The 20,600-nt window shown below is 71.1% G+C and carries 18 protein-coding genes; 3 read left to right on the top strand and 15 right to left on the bottom strand.

The window, feature by feature from the left end:
• Window positions 1-14: 14 nt before the first annotated feature.
• On the top strand, window positions 15-1,067 hold the full coding sequence (locus tag HNP44_RS19215; RefSeq protein ID WP_259144482.1) for an alpha/beta hydrolase family protein: 1,053 nt from the start codon (window positions 15-17) through the stop codon (window positions 1,065-1,067).
• 106 nt (window positions 1,068-1,173) lie between these two features.
• Window positions 1,174-2,517 (top strand): NADP-specific glutamate dehydrogenase, encoded by a 1,344-nt coding sequence (gene gdhA, locus HNP44_RS19220; RefSeq protein WP_259144481.1) that lies wholly within the window; start codon window positions 1,174-1,176, stop codon window positions 2,515-2,517.
• Window positions 2,518-2,575: 58 nt separating this feature from the next.
• On the opposite strand, the gene HNP44_RS19225 is transcribed toward gdhA, so the two are convergent.
• Both HNP44_RS19225 and HNP44_RS19230 read right to left on the bottom strand, forming a co-directional pair.
• The gene (locus tag HNP44_RS19225) at window positions 2,576-4,396 is read right to left on the bottom strand and encodes a neutral/alkaline non-lysosomal ceramidase N-terminal domain-containing protein (RefSeq protein ID WP_259144480.1); all 1,821 of its coding nucleotides are present in this window, start codon (window positions 4,394-4,396) and stop codon (window positions 2,576-2,578) included.
• A gap of 42 nt (window positions 4,397-4,438) precedes the next feature.
• Window positions 4,439-4,918, bottom strand: a complete 480-nt coding sequence (locus HNP44_RS19230; RefSeq protein WP_259144479.1) for an ester cyclase — start codon at window positions 4,916-4,918, stop codon at window positions 4,439-4,441.
• Window positions 4,919-4,980: 62 nt separating this feature from the next.
• On the opposite strand from HNP44_RS19230, the gene HNP44_RS19235 reads away from it, so the two are divergent.
• Window positions 4,981-5,655 (top strand): TetR/AcrR family transcriptional regulator, encoded by a 675-nt coding sequence (locus HNP44_RS19235; protein ID WP_259144477.1) that lies wholly within the window; start codon window positions 4,981-4,983, stop codon window positions 5,653-5,655.
• 8 nt (window positions 5,656-5,663) lie between these two features.
• On the opposite strand, the gene HNP44_RS19240 is transcribed toward HNP44_RS19235, so the two are convergent.
• The 13 genes from HNP44_RS19240 to HNP44_RS19300 form a co-directional block, all read right to left on the bottom strand.
• Window positions 5,664-7,655, bottom strand: a complete 1,992-nt coding sequence (locus HNP44_RS19240; RefSeq protein WP_259144476.1) for a primosomal protein N' — start codon at window positions 7,653-7,655, stop codon at window positions 5,664-5,666.
• Window positions 7,656-7,672: 17 nt separating this feature from the next.
• Window positions 7,673-8,896 carry a methionine adenosyltransferase gene (gene metK / locus HNP44_RS19245; RefSeq protein ID WP_259144475.1) on the bottom strand — a complete coding sequence of 408 codons (1,224 nt, stop codon included), beginning with the start codon at window positions 8,894-8,896 and terminating at the stop codon, window positions 7,673-7,675.
• Window positions 8,897-8,934: 38 nt separating this feature from the next.
• Window positions 8,935-10,173 carry a bifunctional phosphopantothenoylcysteine decarboxylase/phosphopantothenate--cysteine ligase CoaBC gene (gene coaBC, locus HNP44_RS19250; RefSeq protein ID WP_259144474.1) on the bottom strand — a complete coding sequence of 413 codons (1,239 nt, stop codon included), beginning with the start codon at window positions 10,171-10,173 and terminating at the stop codon, window positions 8,935-8,937.
• A 12-nt stretch (window positions 10,174-10,185) separates the two neighbouring features.
• Complete coding sequence (gene rpoZ, locus HNP44_RS19255; protein WP_068520856.1) at window positions 10,186-10,458, bottom strand: DNA-directed RNA polymerase subunit omega; 273 nt, start codon at window positions 10,456-10,458, stop codon at window positions 10,186-10,188.
• Window positions 10,459-10,527: 69 nt separating this feature from the next.
• Window positions 10,528-11,124, bottom strand: coding sequence for a guanylate kinase (gene gmk, locus HNP44_RS19260; RefSeq protein WP_259144473.1), 597 nt, complete (start codon window positions 11,122-11,124; stop codon window positions 10,528-10,530).
• Between the two features lie 6 nt (window positions 11,125-11,130).
• Entirely contained in the window at window positions 11,131-11,445 is a 315-nt protein-coding gene (mihF, locus tag HNP44_RS19265) for an integration host factor, actinobacterial type (RefSeq protein ID WP_224646564.1), read from the bottom strand.
• 335 nt (window positions 11,446-11,780) lie between these two features.
• Window positions 11,781-12,992: a cation:proton antiporter gene (locus HNP44_RS19270; protein ID WP_259144471.1), complete on the bottom strand. Its 1,212-nt coding sequence runs from the start codon at window positions 12,990-12,992 to the stop codon at window positions 11,781-11,783.
• The gene (locus HNP44_RS19275) at window positions 12,989-13,471 is read right to left on the bottom strand and encodes a cation:proton antiporter regulatory subunit (protein WP_259144468.1); all 483 of its coding nucleotides are present in this window, start codon (window positions 13,469-13,471) and stop codon (window positions 12,989-12,991) included. The genes HNP44_RS19270 and HNP44_RS19275 overlap by 4 nt, the downstream gene beginning before the upstream one ends.
• Window positions 13,472-13,527: 56 nt before the next feature.
• Window positions 13,528-14,322, bottom strand: a complete 795-nt coding sequence (gene pyrF, locus HNP44_RS19280; RefSeq protein WP_259144467.1) for an orotidine-5'-phosphate decarboxylase — start codon at window positions 14,320-14,322, stop codon at window positions 13,528-13,530.
• Window positions 14,319-17,648 carry a carbamoyl-phosphate synthase large subunit gene (gene carB, locus HNP44_RS19285; protein ID WP_259144466.1) on the bottom strand — a complete coding sequence of 1,110 codons (3,330 nt, stop codon included), beginning with the start codon at window positions 17,646-17,648 and terminating at the stop codon, window positions 14,319-14,321. Before carB ends, pyrF begins: the two co-directional genes overlap by 4 nt.
• Window positions 17,648-18,772, bottom strand: coding sequence for a glutamine-hydrolyzing carbamoyl-phosphate synthase small subunit (gene carA / locus HNP44_RS19290; RefSeq protein ID WP_259144464.1), 1,125 nt, complete (start codon window positions 18,770-18,772; stop codon window positions 17,648-17,650). The genes carB and carA overlap by 1 nt, the downstream gene beginning before the upstream one ends.
• Window positions 18,773-19,264, bottom strand: a complete 492-nt coding sequence (locus HNP44_RS19295) for a PH-like domain-containing protein (RefSeq protein WP_082791149.1) — start codon at window positions 19,262-19,264, stop codon at window positions 18,773-18,775.
• Window positions 19,261-20,574 (bottom strand): dihydroorotase, encoded by a 1,314-nt coding sequence (locus HNP44_RS19300; protein WP_259144463.1) that lies wholly within the window; start codon window positions 20,572-20,574, stop codon window positions 19,261-19,263. The genes HNP44_RS19295 and HNP44_RS19300 overlap by 4 nt, the downstream gene beginning before the upstream one ends.
• Window positions 20,575-20,600: the final 26 nt, after the last annotated feature.

Below are 20,600 nucleotides of genomic sequence, written 5' to 3' on the forward strand. Positions count from 1 at the left end.
GAGAGAGGGTCGACGTGCAGCTCGCGCGCGCCCGGCGGCCGCTGATCGGCGCCGTCGTCTGCCTTTCCGTGCTCTTCGGCACGGGGTGCACCACCACCGTCACGGGTGGCAAGGGTGCTCCGTCGTCGTCGGCACCGGCGTCCCCCTCTGCGTCGTACCCGCCGATGAACCCGGGCTCGCTGGTCGGGAAGTTCCCGGTGACTCAGCCGCAGCGCATCGTCTACCCCGTCCCGGACGGGTTCCCGGATCCCGAACAGAACTACGGCGAGCTGTACCTGCCCGCCAACCCGGCGCTGCAGCAGAACCCGTCGGGCGGCCCGCTCAGCGCCCGCACCACGATCCAGCTGCCCGCGCAGATCCCCGTCGTGGTGCTGCTGCACGGCGGCGGATGGCGCACGCCCTCGGCTGCGGGATCGATGTCGGAGATGGCGCGATCGTTGGTCAGCCACGGCGTCGCGGTGTGGAACGTCGAGTACCGCCGGATCGGCGCCGGCGGCGGCTATCCCGTGACCCTCACCGACACGGCCGCGGCAATCGACTACCTGCAGACGGTGAAGGCGCAGTACGCACCGAACCTGGACCTGAACGACGTGGTCGTCGCCGGTCACTCCGCGGGCGGCCAGCTCGCCGTGTGGGCTTCCGCGCGCTCGATGCTCACGCCCGGTGCGATGGGCAGCGTGCCGGCCGTGACGCCCGCCGCGGTCGTCTCGATGGGCGGTGTCCTCGACATGCGTCGCGCGGTCGCCGACGGCAACGTCAACACCCGACTCTTCCTCGGCCTGCCGGACGAATTCCCGCAGCAGTTCGCTGTCGCGGACCCGATCCAGAACATCAACCCCAAGGTCCCGGTGACGTGCTTCAACGGCACCGCAGACCGTATCGTCCGGCCAGCCGGATGCGAGGCCTTCATCGCTGCACTGAAGGCCAAGGGCGGCCGCGGGGAAACCGTGCTGCTGCCCGGCGCGGGCCACAACATCTACCTCCCGTCGCAGTCCCAGAATCGCTACTGGCCCGTGGTCCAGAAGGCGATCCTGGGCTACGTCGACGAGTTCCGTCCTCGCGGATGACGCCGGTGGGACCGCGGTCCCGCCAGGGCACAGGGCGCGAGCCTGCTGCGATCGCTCACACCGTAATGTGCCCTTGACGGTCATTACGGACAGAAGGGACTGTGCCATGGCGCAGGTTGAGGGCACGCTGGGGACTCTGTATGACGAGGTCCTCCGGCGGAACCCCGGGGAGACCGAGTTCCACCAGGCCGCGAAAGAGGTCCTCGATTCGCTCGCGCCGGTGGTCAGCAAGCACCCCGAGTACGTCGACGCGGCCGTCATCCGTCGCCTCTGCGAGCCGGAGCGCCAGATCATCTTCCGCGTGCCGTGGCAGGACGACAACGGCAACGTGCAGCTCAACCGCGGCTTCCGGGTCGAGTTCAACTCCGCGCTCGGCCCCTTCAAGGGCGGCCTGCGGTTCCACCCGTCGGTGTACCTGGGCATCGTGAAGTTCCTCGGCTTCGAGCAGATCTTCAAGAACTCGCTGACCGGCCTGCCCATCGGCGGCGGCAAGGGCGGCTCGGACTTCGATCCCAAGGGCCGGAGCGACGGCGAGATCATGCGGTTCTGCCAGTCCTTCATGACGGAGCTCTACCGCCACATCGGCGAGTACACCGACGTCCCCGCAGGCGACATCGGCGTGGGCGGCCGCGAGATCGGCTACCTGTTCGGCCAGTACAAGCGGATCACCAACCGCTACGAGTCGGGCGTTCTCACCGGCAAGGGCCTCACCTGGGGCGGCTCGCAGGTGCGCACCGAAGCGACCGGCTACGGCGCGGTCTTCTTCCTGCGCGAGATGCTCAAGACGCAGGGCGACTCGTTCGACGGCAAGCGGGTCGTCGTCTCCGGCTCCGGCAACGTGGCCGTGTACGCCACCGAGAAGGTCGAGCAGCTGGGCGGCACCGTCATCGCGTGCTCCGATTCGTCGGGATATGTGGTGGACGAGAAGGGCATCGACCTGGAGCTGCTCAAGGACGTCAAGGAGCGCCGCCGCGCGCGCATCGACGTCTACGCGGCCGAGCGCGGCGCGATCTTCGTGCCCGGCGGGTCCGTCTGGGACGTGCCGTGCGACATCGCGCTCCCCTGCGCCACGCAGAACGAGCTCGACGGCGACGCCGCCGACCGATTGATCAAGAACGGCACGAACTTCGTCGCCGAGGGCGCCAACATGCCGTGTACCCCGGAGGCCGTGAAGCTCTTCGCCGAGGCGAAGATCTCTTTCGCGCCGGGCAAGGCGGCCAACGCGGGCGGCGTAGCCACCAGCGCCCTGGAGATGCAGCAGAACGCCTCCCGCGACTCCTGGTCCTTCGACTACACCGAGGACCGCCTCGCCGAGATCATGCGGGGCATCCACGACCGCTGTCTGGAGACCGCGGACGAGTACGGCAGCCCCGGCGACTACGTGACCGGCGCGAACATCGCCGGCTTCATCCGCGTCGCGAACGCGATGCTCGCGCTCGGTGTCGTCTGACCCCAGCACGCGCACGACGAACGGCCCGGCCCACCTCTGAGCGGACGCCTGGGCCTGCCTAAGGCACGCGGACCACGGCCCAGGCGTACCGGCCCGGCACGGCCTCGGCGTAACCGACGCGGTACTCGCCGGGCACTCCGCCGAGGTCGACGGCGACCGTCGCGAGGAACGCGAATCCCCGCCGCCGCCAGGTGATCTCGGTCGACGGTGCGTCGTCGTCGGCGACGAGCAGCCAGCGATCGTCCTCGCGCCGTTCCACCTGCGCGTAACTCTCGGGGATCGCCCGGTTCGGGTGCGGGCAGTCGAAGTCGACGGCGAGCCGGCCATCGGCACCCGGCGTCCGCACCGCCACGACGCGGACCGGACGAGGACGACTCAGCACCGTCGAGCCCGACGGTGACCCGACCCGCCCGGCCCGTTGCCTCGGCGGGGGCGTGCCCGGTGCGGAGGGGCGTCCGGCGGCGAGGTCGGCGGCGAGCCGCTGGGCGGCCTCGGCGAAGGCGGCCAGCTGATTGCGCCCGAAGACGGTGCTCCCGGCCTCATAGCGCTGCGCGTCGTACTCCTCGGGCGTGGTGAGGTAGTGCGCGTAGCCGTTCGCGTAGCCCTGGATCAGCACGTCACCCGCGTCGATGCCGGCCGCCCCGGCGACGGCATCGCGCAGGCGGGCGCCCGCCATGACGGTCACCTCGACGGGCAAGCACAACAGGTGCAGTTCCCCCAGCCGGATCAGTTGGACCGGCAGGGTCTCCTGCACCCAGCCGAGCGCGCCGGCCGGCAGGAACATCTCCTTCGGCGCCTGCTGCGCCGCTAGCACCGGACGGCGACGGTACAGCGCCCGACTGATCGACCCGACGCGGTTGCCGAGCCCCTGGCGGAAGGCCGGGGACCCGAGCCCGTCGGAGGTGCCGGCGGCGAAGGCTGCGCCGAGCACGGCCCGCCCGGTGGGGCCGGTCGAGGTCTGCGCAGCGCCGAAGTCCACGTGGGTGAGCCGATAGTCGATCGCCGGAGTCAAGGGACGGCCGGGCCCGACGGCGAGGCGACGGGCGGCGTCGAGCTGGCGGCGTCCGATCTCGGCGGTGTTGGCCCGCTCGTCGTCCGTGGGGCCGTGGCCGGCGGCGCCCCCGAGATTGGGCGACATGTCGCCGGCGTTGGTCTGGGCGAAGGCGCCGACGAAGCCCGGCTCGCGGCCGCGCTCCATCGCCTCCCAGGCAGACGCCGCCCAGCCCTTGTTATCGGAGCTGACGAGACGGTTGCCGTTGCCCATCGACGTGCAGTGGACGGCGAACCAGTCGATCGCGGCGCGAAGATCGCCGTCCCGCTCGACGCGGAGCAGAGTGACGGAGGGGTCGATGCGGCCGGGTAGCCGGTCGTGGTCCGGGTTGCGGTCGAAGGAGCTCGCGCTGCGGTTGACGGAGGCGTCGTACAACTCGCCGCGGGCCAGTGACAGGTCCGCGGGCGCGAGGGCCGCCTCCGCGTCGAGGACCGCGCGCACCACTCCGTCGACCAGGCGGTGGAAGGTGCGGCGGTGGTGTCCCAGCGTGGTGATGTTGTAGAGGCGGTGACGACCGTGGCCGCCGGGGCCGCAATGAGTGTGGGTGGCGGTGAGCACGACGTTCTCGGCCGACAGCCGGCCGGCGGTCGCGGCGGCCAGTCGATCGGTGATCTCGTCGACTGCAGCCTGGAAGAACATCCCGATGTCGGCGACCACGTAGGCCACCCGGTGCGAGGGCGTGGCGATGACGAAGGCGCGGGCCCACTGCCGGGTGAGCAGTCCGCGGCCCCGCTGGCCGGGCATACCGTAGCCCATGAGACCCACGCCCCAGGGCTCCCCCGTGATGTCCGTCTTCGCCCACCCGGCACTGAAACCTGTTCCCCGCACGACACCGAGGGTAGTGGCGCGCCGGGAACCGGGTACGCCGGATCAGGTGTCCAGCACGGGCGGCGCGGTCCGCGTGAGTCTTGGATCCGGCGCGCCGCCCGACATCCGGAGGGCTCCGACCAGGACCCGCCCCAACGTCAGGAGCCCCTTCGGGCTGCGCAGGTTCAGGCCCGCGATCAGCTGCCGCAGGACAGTCAGCTGGTCGAAGTAGATCCGCTCGGCGACGAGGCGCTCCCCCTCGTCGAAGACGAAGTACGCGGTCATCCGTGCACGGTGCCGACCGCCGGTGGACGGGATCCCGCCGAGCGGCCCGCGGTGGGTCCCGAGCAGCCAGAACTCGGCGATCACGGCGTCCACGCAGTGCCGCAGCGCGATGAGCTCGTAGTGCGGATGCGGGAAGGTCTCCATGGTCGCGTCCCAGTCCTGGCGCACCTCGTCGTGGAAGTGGTCGAGCACCAGCTTCTCGCGCGCCCGCAGGACGGACGCGGGCGGCATGACGGAGCGGGAGGTGTGGGCGACCATCCCGTCATGTTACCCACAGTGTGGATATTTTCGAGTGTCGAAAGTAGGGGATGATGGGGTTCATGACCACGCCGCGGCCCCGACGAGGGCGCCCCGCCCTCGGCGCACCGAGGCTGTCGCGCGCTGCGGTCGTCGAGGCGGCGCTCGCGCTGATCGACCGCGACGGCGTCACCGAGGTCGGGATGCGCGCCGTCGCGCGACACCTGTCGGTCGACGCGAAGAGCCTCTACAACCACGTCCGCGACAAGGACGACCTGCTCGACGCGGTCACCGAGCACCTGCTCCGGTCGATCGTCGTGCACGTGCCGACCGGCGACCTGCGCGCCGACCTCGCGGGCGTGGCCCGCGCGTTCCGCACCGCCGCCCAGGCCCATCCGCGGGCCGCGACGCTCGTACTGACCCGGCAGGTGCAGTCCGTTGCCGCGCTCGCCCCCACCCAGTCGATTCTGGACGTGCTGCTCAGTGCGGGATTCGCTCCCGCGGAGGCAGTGCACCTGATGCGCTCCCTGCTCGCCTCGCTGATCGGCACGCTGCTCCGCGAGTTCGAGGCGGCGCCGACCTTCGGCATCACGGACGCCGGGGCCATCGAGCGCCGCCGGGCAGGGCTCGCCGAGTGCGGCCTGCCGGCCGTCGAGGCGCTCGCGGCAGACCTTGCCCGGTTCGACGCGGACGCCGAGTTCGAGTACGCGATCGGCCTGTCGATCGACGCCGTCGAGGCCCGGCTGCCGCAGCGCTGAGGCGGTGCCTAACCGATCCGCAGCGGGTCGATCTGGATGCGGACGGGGCTACCCTCGCGTCGTAGGCCCCGGCCCACCTGCGCCAGGAACAGCGCTCGCGCCAGGGCGCGCCCGTCCCGCCGCGCGACGCGCACCAGGAGCCGCTGCGGCGGCGGGCCCTCGTCGGGCGCGCCGGGGATCCGCACGCCGGGCGGCAGGTCGACGGGGCCGAGCACCTCAACACCGTCGGGCAGCGTTGCGGCGTCCGCGACCGCCCGGATGTCGGCCTCGGCGCCGTCGAGCGCGGCGAGGTGCGTGGCCGGCGGGAATCCCACCTCGGCCCGCTCGGCGAGCTCGGCGGCGGCGAAACCGGCTGCGTCCCACCGGATCAGCGCCTGCACCGCGCGGATACCTGCGTCGGCGCCGCACACTACGGCACCGTCGGAGGCGACCAGTGCGGTCGCGTTCATCCAGCGACGGAAGGTCTCTTCCGCGGCCCGCAGGTCCGCGCGGCCGAGCAGCAGCCAGCCGTCGAGCAGCAGCGCCGCACCGTAGCCGCCGTCGACCACGGGCTCCGCGCCCGGCGTGGCGACCACGATCCGTCGCCCCGCGGGCGCCTCGGCGTGCACCGTCTCGCCGCCGGAGACGGTCACGGCGGCGCCGGGGAAGGCCCGGCCCAATTCCTCCGCGGTGCGCATCGCGCCGACGATCACCGCGCGCATCGCAGTGCCACCGCAGGCGGGGCACCGGTAGCCGGGGTCGTCCTGCGCGCACCACCGACAGCGCAGGACACCTCCGCCGGCCTGCTCAAGCGGGCCGTGACAACGCCGGCACCGGGCCGGGGTGCGGCAGCGCTCGCACGCCAGCGCGGGCGCGTACCCGCGGCGCGGCACCTGGACGAGCACGGGGCGTTCGGCGTTCAGCGCCTCCCGTGCTGCGGCGAAGGCGGCGGCGGGCAGCCGGGCGGAGCGCGCGAGGGGGTCGCGGGCCAGCGCGATGTCCGAGTCCGCGGTCCCGGAGATGCGCGGCGAGCGGCTGCGGACGAGCTCGCGCGGCGCCGTGATCTCCGCGGCCCACCCGGCCTCGACGAGAGCCTGCGATTCGGGGGTGCGGGCGAAGCCCCCGATGACCAGCGCCGCGCCCTCCTGGTGCGCCCGCAACGCGAGCACCTCCCGCGTGTGCGGATACGGGGCGCGCGGCTCGACGAAGGACTCGTCGCCGTCGTCCCACAGTGCCACGAGGCCGAGGTCAGGAAGCGGCGCGAACGCGGCGCTCCGCGTGCCGATCACGACCCGGGTCCGCCCGAGCAGCGCGAGCAGCCACCGCCGGTACCGGGCGGAGGGTCCCAGGCCGGCGGCCAGCACTGCGGGGTCGAGGTGGGCGCACGCCGCGGCGAGCCGGTCGAGATCGGCCTGGTCGGGGACGATGAGCAGTGCCGTGCGTCCGGCCGCGACGACGGTGGCGGCCAGCTCTGCCAGGCGCGCCGCCCAGTCCTCGCCCGGGAGTGCCTGCCAGACCGCGCGCGGCGACTTCGCGGCGACGGCCGCCGCCGCGAACTGCGCACCGTGGGTGTACTCCGCGAGAGCGGCAGGGGGTGCCTCCGGCGGCGCGGGTTCGGCGGCCTGCTGGTCCAGCAGGGTCTTCTCGACGCGCGCGTGTCGCGGCGGGATCGCGAGCCGCAGCACATCGGCCCGGGTTCCGGCGTAGCGCGCGGCGACCTCGGTGACGAGCCGCAGGACCGGCGGAGTGAGGACGGACAGCGGCGAAACGACGCGCTGCAGCGGGGCGAGCTTGCCCTCGTGCTCGGTACGCGGGAGCCGCTCAAGGAGGTAGCCGTCCACGAGCCGGCCGGAGAACCGGACCCGGACTCGGACACCGGGCCGGGCCTGCTCGTCCAGCTCGGGCGGCACGAGATAGTCGAACTCCCGATCGAGGTGACTGACCTGCAGCAATGGCAGGACGCGGGCGATCGGGAGTTCGACGGCCGCTTGTGCGGCCTGGGCGGGGCCGGGTGCGGTCACACCGGTCGGGGCGGGTGTCAGAGGCCGGCCGCAGAGCGTAGGGCGTCCACGCGGTCGGTGCGCTCCCACGGCAGGTCGACATCAGTACGCCCGAAGTGGCCGTACGCCGCGGTGGGCGCATAAATCGGCCGGAGCAGGTCGAGGTCGTTGATGATCGCGCGGGGGCGCAGGTCGAAGACCTGAGCGATGGCCTGCTGGATCTTGATCGGGTCGAGCTGCTCGGTGCCGAAGGTCTCGACGAACAGGCCGACCGGCGAGGCCTTACCGATGGCGTAGGCGACCTGCACCTCGATCCGCTCCGCGAGGCCCGCGGCGACGGCGTTCTTCGCCACCCAGCGCATCGCGTACGCGGCCGACCGGTCCACCTTCGACGGATCCTTACCCGAGAACGCACCACCGCCGTGCCGCGCCATACCGCCGTAGGTGTCGACGATGATCTTGCGGCCCGTCAGACCCGCATCACCCATCGGCCCACCGAGCACGAACTTACCCGTCGGATTCACCAGCAGCCGCACCGCAGAGGTGTCGAGACTGGGCAGGTTCAGGTCCGCGATCACCGTGTTGAGCACATGAGTGCGCAGGTCGGGGGCGAGCATGCCGTCGATGTCGATGTCGGCGGCGTGCTGGCTGGAGATGACCACGGTGTCGAGGCGGACGGGCTGCTCCCCCGCGTACTCGATGGTCACCTGAGTCTTGCCGTCCGGACGCAGATACGGCAGCGTGCCGTTCTTCCGCACCTCGGTCAGCCGGCGCGAGAGCCGGTGCGCCAACGAGATCGGCAGCGGCATCAGCTCCGGCGTGTCCGAGCAGGCGTAACCGAACATCAAACCCTGATCGCCCGCGCCCTGCGCGTCGATCTCGTCCTGCGCGCCGTCCACACGGTGCTCGTAAGCCCGATCCACGCCCTGCGCGATCTCAGGGCTCTGCGCACCGATCGCGATATTCACACCACACGAATTGCCGTCGAAACCCTTCGCGGAGCTGTCGTAACCGATCTCCAACACCTTGTCGCGCACAATGTGCGGGATGTCGGCGTACGCGGAGGTCGTCACCTCGCCGGCGACGTGGACCTGGCCGGTGGTGACCAGCGTCTCGACCGCGACGCGCGAGGTCGGGTCCTCGGCGAGGAGGGCGTCGAGGATCGAATCCGAGATCGCATCACAGATCTTGTCCGGGTGGCCCTCGGTGACCGACTCGCTGGTGAACAGACGGTGGGCGGAACTGGCGAAACCGGAAACCACTTCGGACGTCCTCTCGATGATGTTTGCGATTGGAAATGCTAGCGGGCGGCAGGCACCCGGGAGACCGCGGCATCCAGTATGCGCGCGGCCATGGCGACCTTCGAGCCGAGGGGCAGGGCGGTCTCGCCGCCGTCCGCACCCAGCAGCCAGCCGGAGTTCTCGTCGACCTCGAAGGCCCGGCCGTCGCCGACCGCGTTGAGCACCAACAGGTCGCAGCCCTTGCGGCGCAGCTTGGCCCGTCCGTAGTCGAGGACGGAGCCGTTGGTATCGCCGGTCTCGGCGGCGAAGCCCACGATGACGGCATCGGCGCGCAGGGCGCCGTCGCGGCGCCCGGCGACGAGCCCGGCGAGCACGTCGGGGTTTTCGATCATGGTGATCGATTCGAGAGCCTCGCTCGTGCCGTCGGCGGCCTTCTTGAGCTTGGTGGTGGCGACCTCGGCGGGCCGGTAGTCGGCGACCGCGGCGGCCATGATCACGAGATCGGCGTCGGCGGCGTGCTCGGCCATGGCGGCCTGGAGATCCAGCGCGGAGGCGATGCGCACGACCTCGACGGCCGACGGGTCGGCCAGGCCGACGGTGTTCCCCGCGACCAGCGTCACCTGCGCGCCGCGCTGCGCGGCGAGCCGGGCGAGGGCGTAGCCCTGCTTCCCGGAGCTGCGGTTGGTGAGGTAGCGGACGGGGTCGAGCGCCTCCTTGGTCCCGCCGGCGGAGACGACGACCTTCCGGCCCTCGAGGTCGCGGTTCAGCGCCCCCGGGTGCTCCAACAGGACGTCGGCGAGGGCGCCGATCTCGTCGGGCTCGGGCAGCCGGCCGGCGCCGGTGTCCTTCCCGGTGAGCCGGCCCGAGGCCGGCTCGATGACGACGGCACCGCGCTCGCGCAGGGTCGCGACATTGGCCCGGGTGGCGGGGTGCTCCCACATCTCGGTGTGCATCGCCGGAGCGAAGACGACCGGGCAACGGGCGGTGAGGAGGGTGCCGGTCAGCAGGTCGTCGGCGCGGCCCTGGGCGGCGCGCGCCATCAGGTCTGCGGTCGCCGGGGCGATCACGACGAGGTCGGCCGACTGCCCGAGACGCACGTGCGGCACCTCAGGGATCGACTCGAAGACCCCCGTCTGGACGGGGTTACCCGACAACGCCTCGAAGGTCGCGGCACCGACGAACCTGAGCGCGGACTCGGTGGGGATCACCCGCACCTCGTGCCCGCGTTCGGTGAAGTGCCGGACCAGAGCGCACGCCTTGTAGGCGGCGATGCCGCCGCCGACGCCGACGATGATCATGGGCGCGTCAGCTCACTCGCCCTCGGTGTGCTCCAGGAGATCCTCGTGGATCTCGCGCATGGCGATCGACAGCGGCTTCTCATGCAGGCCCGGCTCGACGAGCGGGCCGACGTACTCGAGGATGCCGTCGGACAGGCTGTTGTAGTAGTCGTTGATCTGACGCGCGCGCTTGGCCGCGTAGATCACCAGGGCGTACTTCGAGGAGGTGCGCTCGAGCAGCTCATCGATCGGCGGGTTGGTGATGCCGAGCGGCTGGTCGTACACGGTCTCAGTGGTGGTGCTCACGCTTCTCCTACGTCACAAACTTCACGATTATCGCTGGTCCGCCCAGTCTACGCCCGCAAGGCGGCAGAGCTAGGCCGTCGGGTCGCCGGCGCCGACCAGCAAGGATACCAAATCCGACACCGCGCGGTCCAAGTCGTCGTTCACGACCACCGCGTCGTAGTCGTCCCGGGTGGCCATCTCGGCCCGCGCGGTCTCGAGTCGACGCTCGATCTTCTCTGCGCTCTCGGTGCCCCGGCCGCGGAGCCGGCGCTCCAGCTCCTCCCAGCTCGGCGGGCTCAGGAAGACGGTGACCGCCTCCGGCAGCGCGGCCTTGACGCTGGCAGCACCGGCGAGGTCCACCTCGACCAGCACGGGCCGGCCGGCCTCGAGCGCCTCGTACACCGGCCGCGAGGGCGTCCCCGACCGCTGTAGACCGCCGTGGATCTCCGCCCATTCGAGGAGCGCACCGTCGGCGATGAGGCGGTCGAAGCCACCGTCACCGACGAAGTGGTAGTCCCGGCCGTCCACCTCACCGGGGCGCGGATCGCGCGTGGTGGCGGACACCGAGAAGAACAGGTCGGGCACTTTCGAGCGGAGCTCTCCGACCACAGACGACTTACCGACGGCGGAGGGGCCGACCAGTACAACCAGTCGGCCCCTCCGGCCCGCGGGAACTTCTCCGGACACTACGTGTCAGGCGGAGAACTTCTCGAGCAGCGCCTTGCGCTGCCGGTCGCCCAAACCCCGCACGCGGCGGGTAGGGGCGATCTCGAGCTCGGTCATCAGCTCCTGAGCCTTGACCTTGCCCACCTTAGGAAGCGCCTCGAGCAGTGCCGAGACCTTCATCTTGCCAATGACCTCGTCGGTCTCTGCGTCCTTGAGCACCTGCTGCAGGGTGGTGGTGCCGCCCTTGAGCCGGTTCTTCAGCTCGGCGCGTGCACGACGAGCGGCAGCTGCCTTCTCCAGAGCAGCGGCACGCTGCTCGTCGGTCAACTGGGGAAGGGCCACGATTCCTCCGTCTTCGATGTACTTAGGTCTTTGCCGCGTACTTGCGACTCCTGCGACGGTACCCACGTTTCGCTCGCCATGGGAACCCCACCCCCCTCTCACCTGCGCTTTGGCGGTGATGTAGGTGCCCCGGCCGTCCGACGGCCCGAACCGCCGCAAGAGGCGCACGTTGCGATCGAGAATCCTTGCACCACAAGGCCTTCAGATCGGCCGCATCGCACTTTCGACCAGGTAACGATGTGACAGGTGAAACTCAAGTGACCTGCGAAAATACCTGCAGTTCGCGGCGGACCCGGGCGTGTCGGCATCCCGTTCGCCGACGACGAGGGCGGCAGTCACCCCGCAGACGGCGACGCGGCGGAGCGCACGCGCTGCACCGTCCGCTCCCCCGCCCGGACCACGGGCTCGACCACCCGGGCGATGATCGGCCCCACTACGGCCATGATCAGGACGTACGTCGTCGCGAGCGCGGCGACCCGGCCGTCCACGGCGCCGGCCGTGACCGCCAGCCCGGCGATGACGATGGAGAACTCCCCGCGCGCCACGAGGGCAGCACCGGCGCGGGCCCGGCCCATGCGCTTCACGCCGACCCTCTTCGCCGCCCACCACCCGGTGGCGAGCTTGGTCGCGGTGGTCACGACGGCGAGCAGCACCGCCCAGCCGAGGACGGGCGGGATGGCCCGCGGATCGGTGTTCAGCCCGAAGACCACGAAGAACAGCGCGGCGAAGAGGTCGCGCAGCGGCTCCAGGAGCCGGGTCGCCTCGTGCGCGATCGACCCGGAGATCGCAATGCCGAGCAGGAAGGCGCCCACGGCCGCCGACACCTGCAGCGCCGAAGCCACGCCCGCCACCAGCAGGGCGGCGCCGATGAGTTTGAGCAGAAAGACCTCGCGGTCGTCGCTGTAGACCAGCGCCGACACCCGGTGGCCGTACTTCACGGCCGAAATCAGCACGACGCTGACGACGACCACTGCGATCGTCACCGCGGAGACCTCCCCCGCGAGTCCGAGACCGGCCAGGATCGCCGTGAGGATCGGTAGGTAGATCGCCATCGCCAGGTCCTCGAAGACCAGCACCGAGAGCACGACGGGCGTCTCACGGTTGCCGAGCCGGCCGAGGTCGCTCAGCACCTTCGCGGCGATACCCGACGACGAGATGTAGGTGACGCCCGCGAGTACGAGGGCACCGGTCGGCCCCCAGCCGAGGACGAGTGCGACGACGGCGCCCGGGGTTGCGTTGAGCACGATGTCGGCCACGCCCGCGAGCCAGGACTGGCGCAGCCCGGTGGTGAGCTCCGCCGCGGTGTACTCGAGGCCCAGCATGAGCAGCAGCAGGATCACGCCGATCTCGCCGGCGGTACGGCTGAAGTCCGAGGCCTCGCCGAGCGGGATCACTCCGCCGACGCCGAAGGCCAGGCCGCCGATCAGGTAGAGCGGGATCGGCGAGACGCCCACTTTGCTGGCGGCGCGACCGAGGAAGCCCAGGACGAAGAAGATGGCGCCGAGTTCGATCAGCGCGACGGTGTTCTCGTCGAGGTGGAGGGTCACCCGTTCGTCAGGATCTGCGCGGCGGCCTCGAGCCCCTCGGCCGTCCCGACGACCACCAGCAGATCGCCCGCGGTGAACACGAACTCGGGACCGGGCGAGGGCTGCACCTCGCCGGCCCGCATCACCGCCACGAGCGAGACCTTGGTCCGGGTCCGCATCTGGGTCTCCCCCAGCGTCCGACCGTCGTAAGCCGAGCCGGCGAGGATCGGCAGCTGCCGGGTGTTGATGCCCTCGAGCCCGCGTTGGTCGGCGCGCAGCTGGTTGACCAGCTGCGGCGCGCCGAGAAGGTTGGCGAGCACGCCGGCCTCCTCACTGGAGAGGGGCACCTGCGCGGCACACGCGTCCGGGTCGTCCCGTTCCGAGAGGAACAGTTCGACGGTGCCGTCGCGGTGCGCCACCACCCCGACGCGCCGGCCGGTGGCGAGCTCGAAGTCCTTGCGCACTCCGATGCCGGGGAGTGGTGTCACATCGACGTTCACCCCGTCGACGATAGCCCCGGGCAGGTCCCGCCAGGATCGGATCGAGCGAGGACGGATCAGCCGAGCGCGCGCTCGACCTCGTCCCGCACGGTCAGCGCCGCGGACCGCAGCGCGGCGGCGTCGGGACCCGCCCCGAGCACCTGTCGCGAGGAGTTGGGCAGCACTGTCGCATCCGTGCCGAAGATCGCCGCCAGATCCGCCGGGGTCGCGCCCTGCGCACCCAGGCCCGGCGCCAGGATCGGCCCGTTCAGGCCGGCCAGGTCCAGGCCGTGTTCGCGGGTGGCGCCCACGACGAGGCCGACGGTGCCGGCCCCGTCGGCGTTGTCGGCCCGCGCGTCGTCGACGATGCGCTGCCCGACGCCGTCGGCCTGCACCTGCGCGCCCTCGGGATTGGACGTACGGGCGAGGACGAAGATGCCGCGCCCGGCGGCGCGGGCCGCGTCGACCGCGGGCCGCAGCGAGCCGTAGCCGAGATAGGGAGAGAGGGTCACCGCGTCGGCCGACAGCGGCGAGTCGCCGAGCCAGGCGCGCGCGTAGCCCGCCATGGTGGAACCGATGTCGCCCCGCTTGGCGTCGGCGATCACGACGGCGCCGGCCTCGCGGCACGCGGCCATGACCTCCTCCAGCGCGAGCATCCCGGCGGCGCCGAACTGCTCGAAGAAGGCCACCTGCGGCTTGACGAAGCCGACCTCGCCCGCGAAGGCCTCGGCGCAGCGCAGGCCGAAGGCCCGCACGCCGGCGGCGTCGTCGGACAGGCCCCACGCAGCGAGCAGCGGCGGGTGCGGGTCGATCCCCACCACCAGTCGCCCCCGTGCGGAGGTGGCGGTGGCGACGCGCGCGGCGAAGGTCACCGGTTCACCAGCGCCGCGTGCATGTCCTGCAGGCTCTTGACGCCGATCCCGCCGCGGAGCGCCGCCTCGATGCCCTGCACGGCCGCCGACGCGCCCTGCACAGTGGTCACGCACGGCACGGAGGCCTGCACCGCGGCGGTGCGGATCTCATAGCCGTCGACGCGCGGTCCGGCGTTCCCGAACGGGGTATTGATGATCAGGCCCACCTCGCCGGCCTTGATCTTCTCGACGATGGACTGCTCGCCCTCGGGAATCACGTCCGAGTGCTTGAGCACCGTCTCCACCTGGACGCCGTTGCGCCGCAAGACGTCCGCAGTGCCTTCGGTGGCGAGGATGGAGAAGCCGAGATCGGCCAGGCGCTTGATCGGGAAGATCAGGGCGCGCTTGTCCTTGTTCGCGACCGAGACGAAGACATTGCCGGTGGCGGGCAGCGAGCCGCTGATCGCCGTCTGCGACTTGGCGAAGGCGGTGCCGAAGTCGCGGTCGACGCCCATCACCTCGCCGGTGGACTTCATCTCGGGCGAGAGCAGCGAGTCGACGCCGGTGCCGTCCATGCGGCGGAAGCGGTTGAAGGGCAACACCGCTTCCTTCACGGAGACCGGCGCATCGATCGGCATCTGCGAGCCATCGCCCTTCGCGGGCAGGATCTGCTGCTCACGGAGCTCGGCGATGGTCTGGCCGAGCATGACCCGGGCGCAGGCCTTCGCGAGCTGCGCCGCAGTGGCCTTCGAGACGAAGGGCACGGTGCGGGAAGCGCGGGGGTTGGCCTCGAGGACATAGAGCACGTCGTCCTTGAGCGCGTACTGCACGTTCATCAGACCGTGCACGCCGATGCCCCGGGCCAGGGCCTCGGTGGCGGCACGCACCGCGTCAATATCGGCACGCCCCAGCGTGGTCGGCGGCAGGGAGCACGCCGAGTCGCCGGAGTGGATGCCAGCCTCCTCGATGTGCTCCATGATCCCGCCGATGAAGACCTCGCCCGTGGCGTCGCACAGCGCGTCGACGTCGATCTCCACGGCATCCTCGAGGAATCGGTCCACCAGCACCGGGCGGTCGGGGGCGAGCTCCGTGGCGCGGGAGATGTAGTCGAGGAGCGCCTGCTCGTCGTAGACGATCTCCATGCCGCGGCCGCCGAGCACGTAGGACGGACGCACCAGCACCGGGTAGCCGATGCCCGACGCGACCTCGACCGCACCGTCGGCGGTGGTAGCAGTGCCGAACTTGGGCGCCGGGAGGCCCGCCTCAGTGAGCACGCGGCCGAATTCGCCGCGGTCCTCGGCGAGGTCGATCGCCTCGGGCGAGGTACCGACGATGGGCAGGCCGGCCGCCTTGAGGCGGGCGGCAAGGCCCAGGGGCGTCTGCCCGCCGAGCTGCACGATGACGCCGACGACGCCGGGGCCGCCCTCGCCCGACTGCTGCTCCGAGTGGTACACCTCGAGCACGTCCTCGAAGGTGAGCGGCTCGAAGTAGAGCCGGTCGGCGGTGTCGTAGTCGGTGGAAACCGTCTCCGGGTTGCAGTTGATCATCACGGTCTCGTAGCCGGCCTCGCTCAGCGTGAGCGCGGCGTGGACGCACGAGTAGTCGAACTCGATGCCCTGGCCGATGCGGTTCGGGCCCGACCCGAGGATGAGCACCTTGGGCCGCTCCGTCTGCGGGGCCACCTCGCCGGTGGCCGCCGGGTCCAGCTCGTAGCTGCTGTAGTGGTACGGCGTTTTCGCCTCGAACTCGGCGGCGCAGGTGTCGACGGTCTTGTAGACCGGACGCACGTCGTGCTCGTGCCGGAAGGCGCGGACCTCGTCCTCGCTCACCCCGCGCAGCTCGGCGATCTGCAGGTCGGACAAGCCGTGGGTCTTGGCCAGCCGCACCAGGTCCGGCGTCAGGTCCGCGTCGCGGACCTGCGTGCCGAGGTCGATGACCGCCTTGATCTCCTCGAGGAACCAGGGATCGATCGCGGTGGCGTCGAAGACCTGCTCCACGGTGGCTCCCAGCTCGAAGGCCCGGCCGATCAGGTAGAACCGGCCGTCCTTGGGGACCGTGATCTCCTGCAGCAGCTCCTCGAGCGTGCCCTCGACGGGCGCCCCCGTCCAGAACCCGTGGCGCTTGGTCTCCAGCGAGCGCATCACCTTGCCGAAGGCCTCGGCGAAGCTGCGGCCCAGGCTCATCGCCTCGCCCACCGACTTCATCGTGGTGGTGAGGGTGTCGTCGGCGCCGGGGAACTTCTCGAAGGCGAAGCGCGGCGCCTTGACCACGACGTAGTCGAGCGTCGGCTCGAAGCATGCCGGGGTCTCACCGGTGATGTCGTTGAGGATCTCGTCGAGCGTGTACCCGACGGCGAGCTTCGCGGCGATCTTGGCGATCGGGAAGCCGGTCGCCTTGGAAGCCAGCGCAGAGGAGCGCGAGACGCGCGGGTTCATCTCGATGGTGACCAGGCGGCCGTCGCGCGGGTCCTGCGCGAACTGGATGTTGCAGCCGCCGGTGTCGACGCCCACCTCACGGAGGATCGCGATCGACTGGTCGCGCATGATCTGGTACTCGCGGTCGGTGAGCGTCATGGCCGGGGCCACGGTGACCGAGTCGCCGGTGTGCACGCCGACGGGGTCGACGTTCTCGATGGAACAGACCACCACCACGTTGTCGCGGCCGTCGCGCATGAGCTCAAGCTCGTACTCCTTCCACCCGAGGATCGACTCCTCGATGAGCACGTTCGCGGTCGGCGAGGCGGCAAGGCCCGCGCCGGCGATGCGGAGCAGGTCGGCCTCGTCGTAGGCCATGCCGGAGCCGAGGCCGCCCATGGTGAAGGACGGCCGCACCACGACCGGGTAGCCCAGGTCTGCCACGGTCTCCTTGCACTCATCCAGGGTGAAGCAGACCTTGGACCGCGCGGACTCACCGCCGATCTTGGCGACGATGTCCTTGAACTTCTGCCGGTCCTCACCACGCTGGATGGCGTCGAAATCGGCGCCGATGAGACTGATCCCGTACTTCTCGAGAATGCCCTGCTCGTGCAGGCCGACCGCGGCGTTGAGCGCGGTCTGGCCGCCGAGGGTGGCGAGCACGGCGTCGATGGGGAAGCCCTTGTCGCGCTCGGCGACGATGACCTTCTCGATGTACTCGGGCGTGATGGGCTCGATGTAGGTGGCGTCGGCGAACTCCGGGTCCGTCATGATCGTCGCCGGGTTCGAGTTCACGAGCGAGACGCGCAGGCCCTCAGCGCGGAGCACACGGCACGCCTGGGTGCCGGAGTAGTCGAACTCGCAGGCCTGGCCGATCACGATCGGGCCCGAGCCGATCACCAGGACGTGCTGGATATCGGTGCGCCGTGGCATTACTTGTCTCCCATAACAGTCGCGAACTTGTCGAAGAGGTAGGCGGCGTCGTGCGGTCCCGCCGCGGCCTCCGGGTGGTACTGGACCGAGAAGGCGCGGCCGTCGAGCAGCTCGACGCCCTCCACGACCCCGTCGTTGGCGCACACGTGGCTGACGCGGCCGCGGCCGAACGGGGTGTCGAACTCCGCGCCGCGCTCGCCCTCGAGCGCGAAGCCGTGGTTCTGCGCGGTGATCGAGATCCGGCCGGTGGTGTGCTCCACGACGGGGATGTTGATGCCGCGGTGACCGAACTTCATCTTGTACGTCTCCAGGCCGAAGGCGCGGCCCAGCAGCTGGTTGCCCAGGCAGATGCCGAACAGCGGCAGGCCGGCGTCCAGGACGCCGCGAGTGAGCTCCACCTCGTGCGTGGCGGTGGCGGGGTCGCCGGGACCGTTGGAGAGGAAGAAGCCGTCCGGGTTGAAGGAACGCACCTCGTCGACCGTGATGGTCGAGGGCACCACGTGCACCCGCATGCCGCGCTCGGCGAACATGCGCGGGGTGTTGGTCTTGATGCCGAGATCGACGGCGACGACGGTGAAACGGGCCTCGCCCTCCGGCTCGATCGTGTAGGCCTCGGTGGTCGAGACCTCGCCGATCAGGTTCTGCCCCTTCATCGACGGCTGCTCCCGTACCCGGTCGAGGAGCTCCGCCTCGGGCGCGAGCGCCGCTCCGGAGAACACTCCGGCACGCATGGAGCCGTGGTCGCGCAGGCGGCGCACCAGCGCGCGGGTGTCGATGCCGGCGATGCCCACGACGCCCTGGTCCACCAACTCGCCCTCGAGGGTGCCACTGGCGCGCCAGTTGCTCACCCGTCGGGTGGGGTTGCGCACCGCGTAACCGGCGACCCAGATCTTGTCGCCGCGGGACTCGTCGTCCTCGTCGTTCCAGCCGGTATTGCCGATCTGCGGGGCGGTCGCCACCACAATCTGTCGCGCGTACGACGGGTCGGTGAGCGTCTCCTGGTACCCCGTCATCGCGGTGCAGAAAACGGCCTCGCCCAGAGTCTGTCCGACGGCGCCGAACTCGACCCCGCGGTGCACGGTTCCGTCCTCCAGGACCAGCAGTGCTTTGTTGTCGGCAGCCATCTAGCTTTCCCTCACGTCCATCAGTTTTCGATACGTCGTCTTGTCGTCTGCTCGGAAGCCCGTGTCGACGACGGTGCCGGTGGGCAGCTCCCACCGGAACACCAGCAGTCCGTCGCCGGGCATCACTTTGCCCGCCAGCTTGGAGGCACGCCGCACCTCGACCAGGTGCTCGTCGGCGATCCACATCGGGTTGCCGCGGCCGCGCTCCATCAGATAGCCGTCGGCGTACCGGCTCAGGTTCACGGTGGCCCGGTACCCCCAGTCCCCCACCGCCACCCGGTCCTGCCAGTGCGGCGCCACGGTGCTGCCGACGTACACGCCGGAGACCGGGCCGAAGACCAACTCGCTGAGCTGCTCGGGCGTGCTGGGGATCTCGCCCACCGACGCCGCCTGCCGCTGCCCGCGGCGGCGCCAACCCAGCGCCATCAGCGAGAACAGGCCGGCCAGCACCACGAGCACGAGCAGCAGCGTGGCGAAGTCACTGACGCTCACGCCCGCGCCCCGGTCTCGGGCTGCGCGGCCACCCCGTCGCGGGCGGTGACCCGGCCGCGAAGCACCGTGAGCACGGGTTTGGCCCGGAAGCTCAACTCGGCGAACGGAGTGTTGCGCGAGCGGCTGGCGAGCTCGTCCGCGCGCACCGTCCATCCCAGGTCGGGATCGACCAGCGTCAGGTTCGCGGGCTCGCCCACGCCGATCGGCCGGCCCTGATCGTCCAGCCGGGCGATCTGCGCGGGCTTCTCGCTCATCACCCGCGCCACGTCGCGCCAGCCGAGGTCACCGGTCTCCACCGAGACCTGCGCGACGATCGCCAGCGCCGTCTCGAGCCCCAGCATGCCGGGGCGGGCGGCGGCGAACTCGCAGCACTTGTCCTGCTCGGCATGCGGCGCGTGATCGGTGGCGACGCAGTCGATCACACCGTCCCGCAGCGCCTTCCGCAGCGCGGCGACGTCGGAGGCCTCGCGCAGCGGCGGGTTCACCCGGTTCACCGCGTCGTAGGTCTGCAGCCGCGAGTCGTCGAGCAGCAGATGGTGCGGCGTCACCTCGGCCGTGATCGCGATGCCCTGCTCCTTGGCCCACTTCAACAGTTCGACGGTGCCCGCCGTGGAGGCATGGCAGATGTGCACGCGGGCCCCGGCGTCGCGGGCCAGCAGCGCATCGCGGGCGACGATCGCCTCCTCGGCGGCGCGCGGCCAGCCGGCGAGGCCGAGGCGTGCGGCCTCGGGTCCCTCGTGCGCCACTGCACCCTTCGTCAGCCGCGGCTCCTCCGCGTGCTGCGCGATGACGACCCCCAGCGAGGCGGAGTACTCCAGCGCGCGGCGCATGAGCAGCGGATCCGACACGCAGACACCGTCGTCGGAGAACACCCGCACCCGTCCGGGGCCGGCGGCCATCATGCCCATCTCGGCGAGTTTCTCGCCCTGCAGTCCGACGGTGACGGCGCCCACGGGGTGCACGTCGACCAGGCCCACCTCCTGGCCCCGCCGGTAGACGTGGTCGGTGACCACGGCCGAGTCGGCCACCGGACTGGTGTTGGCCATCGCGAAGACCGCGGTGTAGCCGCCGAGCGCGGCGGCGGCAGAACCGGACTCGATGGTCTCGGTGTCCTCGCGGCCGGGCTCACGCAGGTGCGTGTGCAGGTCGACGAATCCCGGCAGCAGAACGTTGCCGCCGCCGTCGATCACCTCGGCGCCCTCGGCGGGCGTCAGACCCGCACCGATGGCGAGGATCTCGCCGCCGGCGATCGCGACGTCGACCGGTTCGCCCTCGCCGTACGGCCGGACATTGGTGAGCAGCAGACTCATTCGGGGCCTCCTTCGGTCCGCGAGGT

It is taken from the genome of Tsukamurella ocularis (assembly GCF_024807615.1).
GTDB classification, from domain to species: domain Bacteria; phylum Actinomycetota; class Actinomycetes; order Mycobacteriales; family Mycobacteriaceae; genus Tsukamurella; species Tsukamurella ocularis.

Bases quoted from the DNA above. Each gene is read 5' to 3' on its own strand.
- coaBC (WP_259144474.1), bottom strand. From the start codon at position 10,173: ATGATCATCGTCGGCGTCGGCGGCGGCATCGCCGCCTACAAGGCGTGC.
- HNP44_RS19300 (WP_259144463.1), bottom strand. From the start codon at position 20,574: ATGAGTCTGCTGCTCACCAATGTCCGGCCGTACGGCGAGGGCGAACCG.
- HNP44_RS19230 (WP_259144479.1), bottom strand. From the start codon at position 4,918: ATGGTCGCCCACACCTCCCGCTCCGTCATGCCGCCCGCGTCCGTCCTG.
- gdhA (WP_259144481.1), top strand. From the start codon at position 1,174: ATGGCGCAGGTTGAGGGCACGCTGGGGACTCTGTATGACGAGGTCCTC.
- carB (WP_259144466.1), bottom strand. From the start codon at position 17,648: ATGCCACGGCGCACCGATATCCAGCACGTCCTGGTGATCGGCTCGGGC.
- carA (WP_259144464.1), bottom strand. From the start codon at position 18,772: ATGGCTGCCGACAACAAAGCACTGCTGGTCCTGGAGGACGGAACCGTG.
- HNP44_RS19235 (WP_259144477.1), top strand. From the start codon at position 4,981: ATGACCACGCCGCGGCCCCGACGAGGGCGCCCCGCCCTCGGCGCACCG.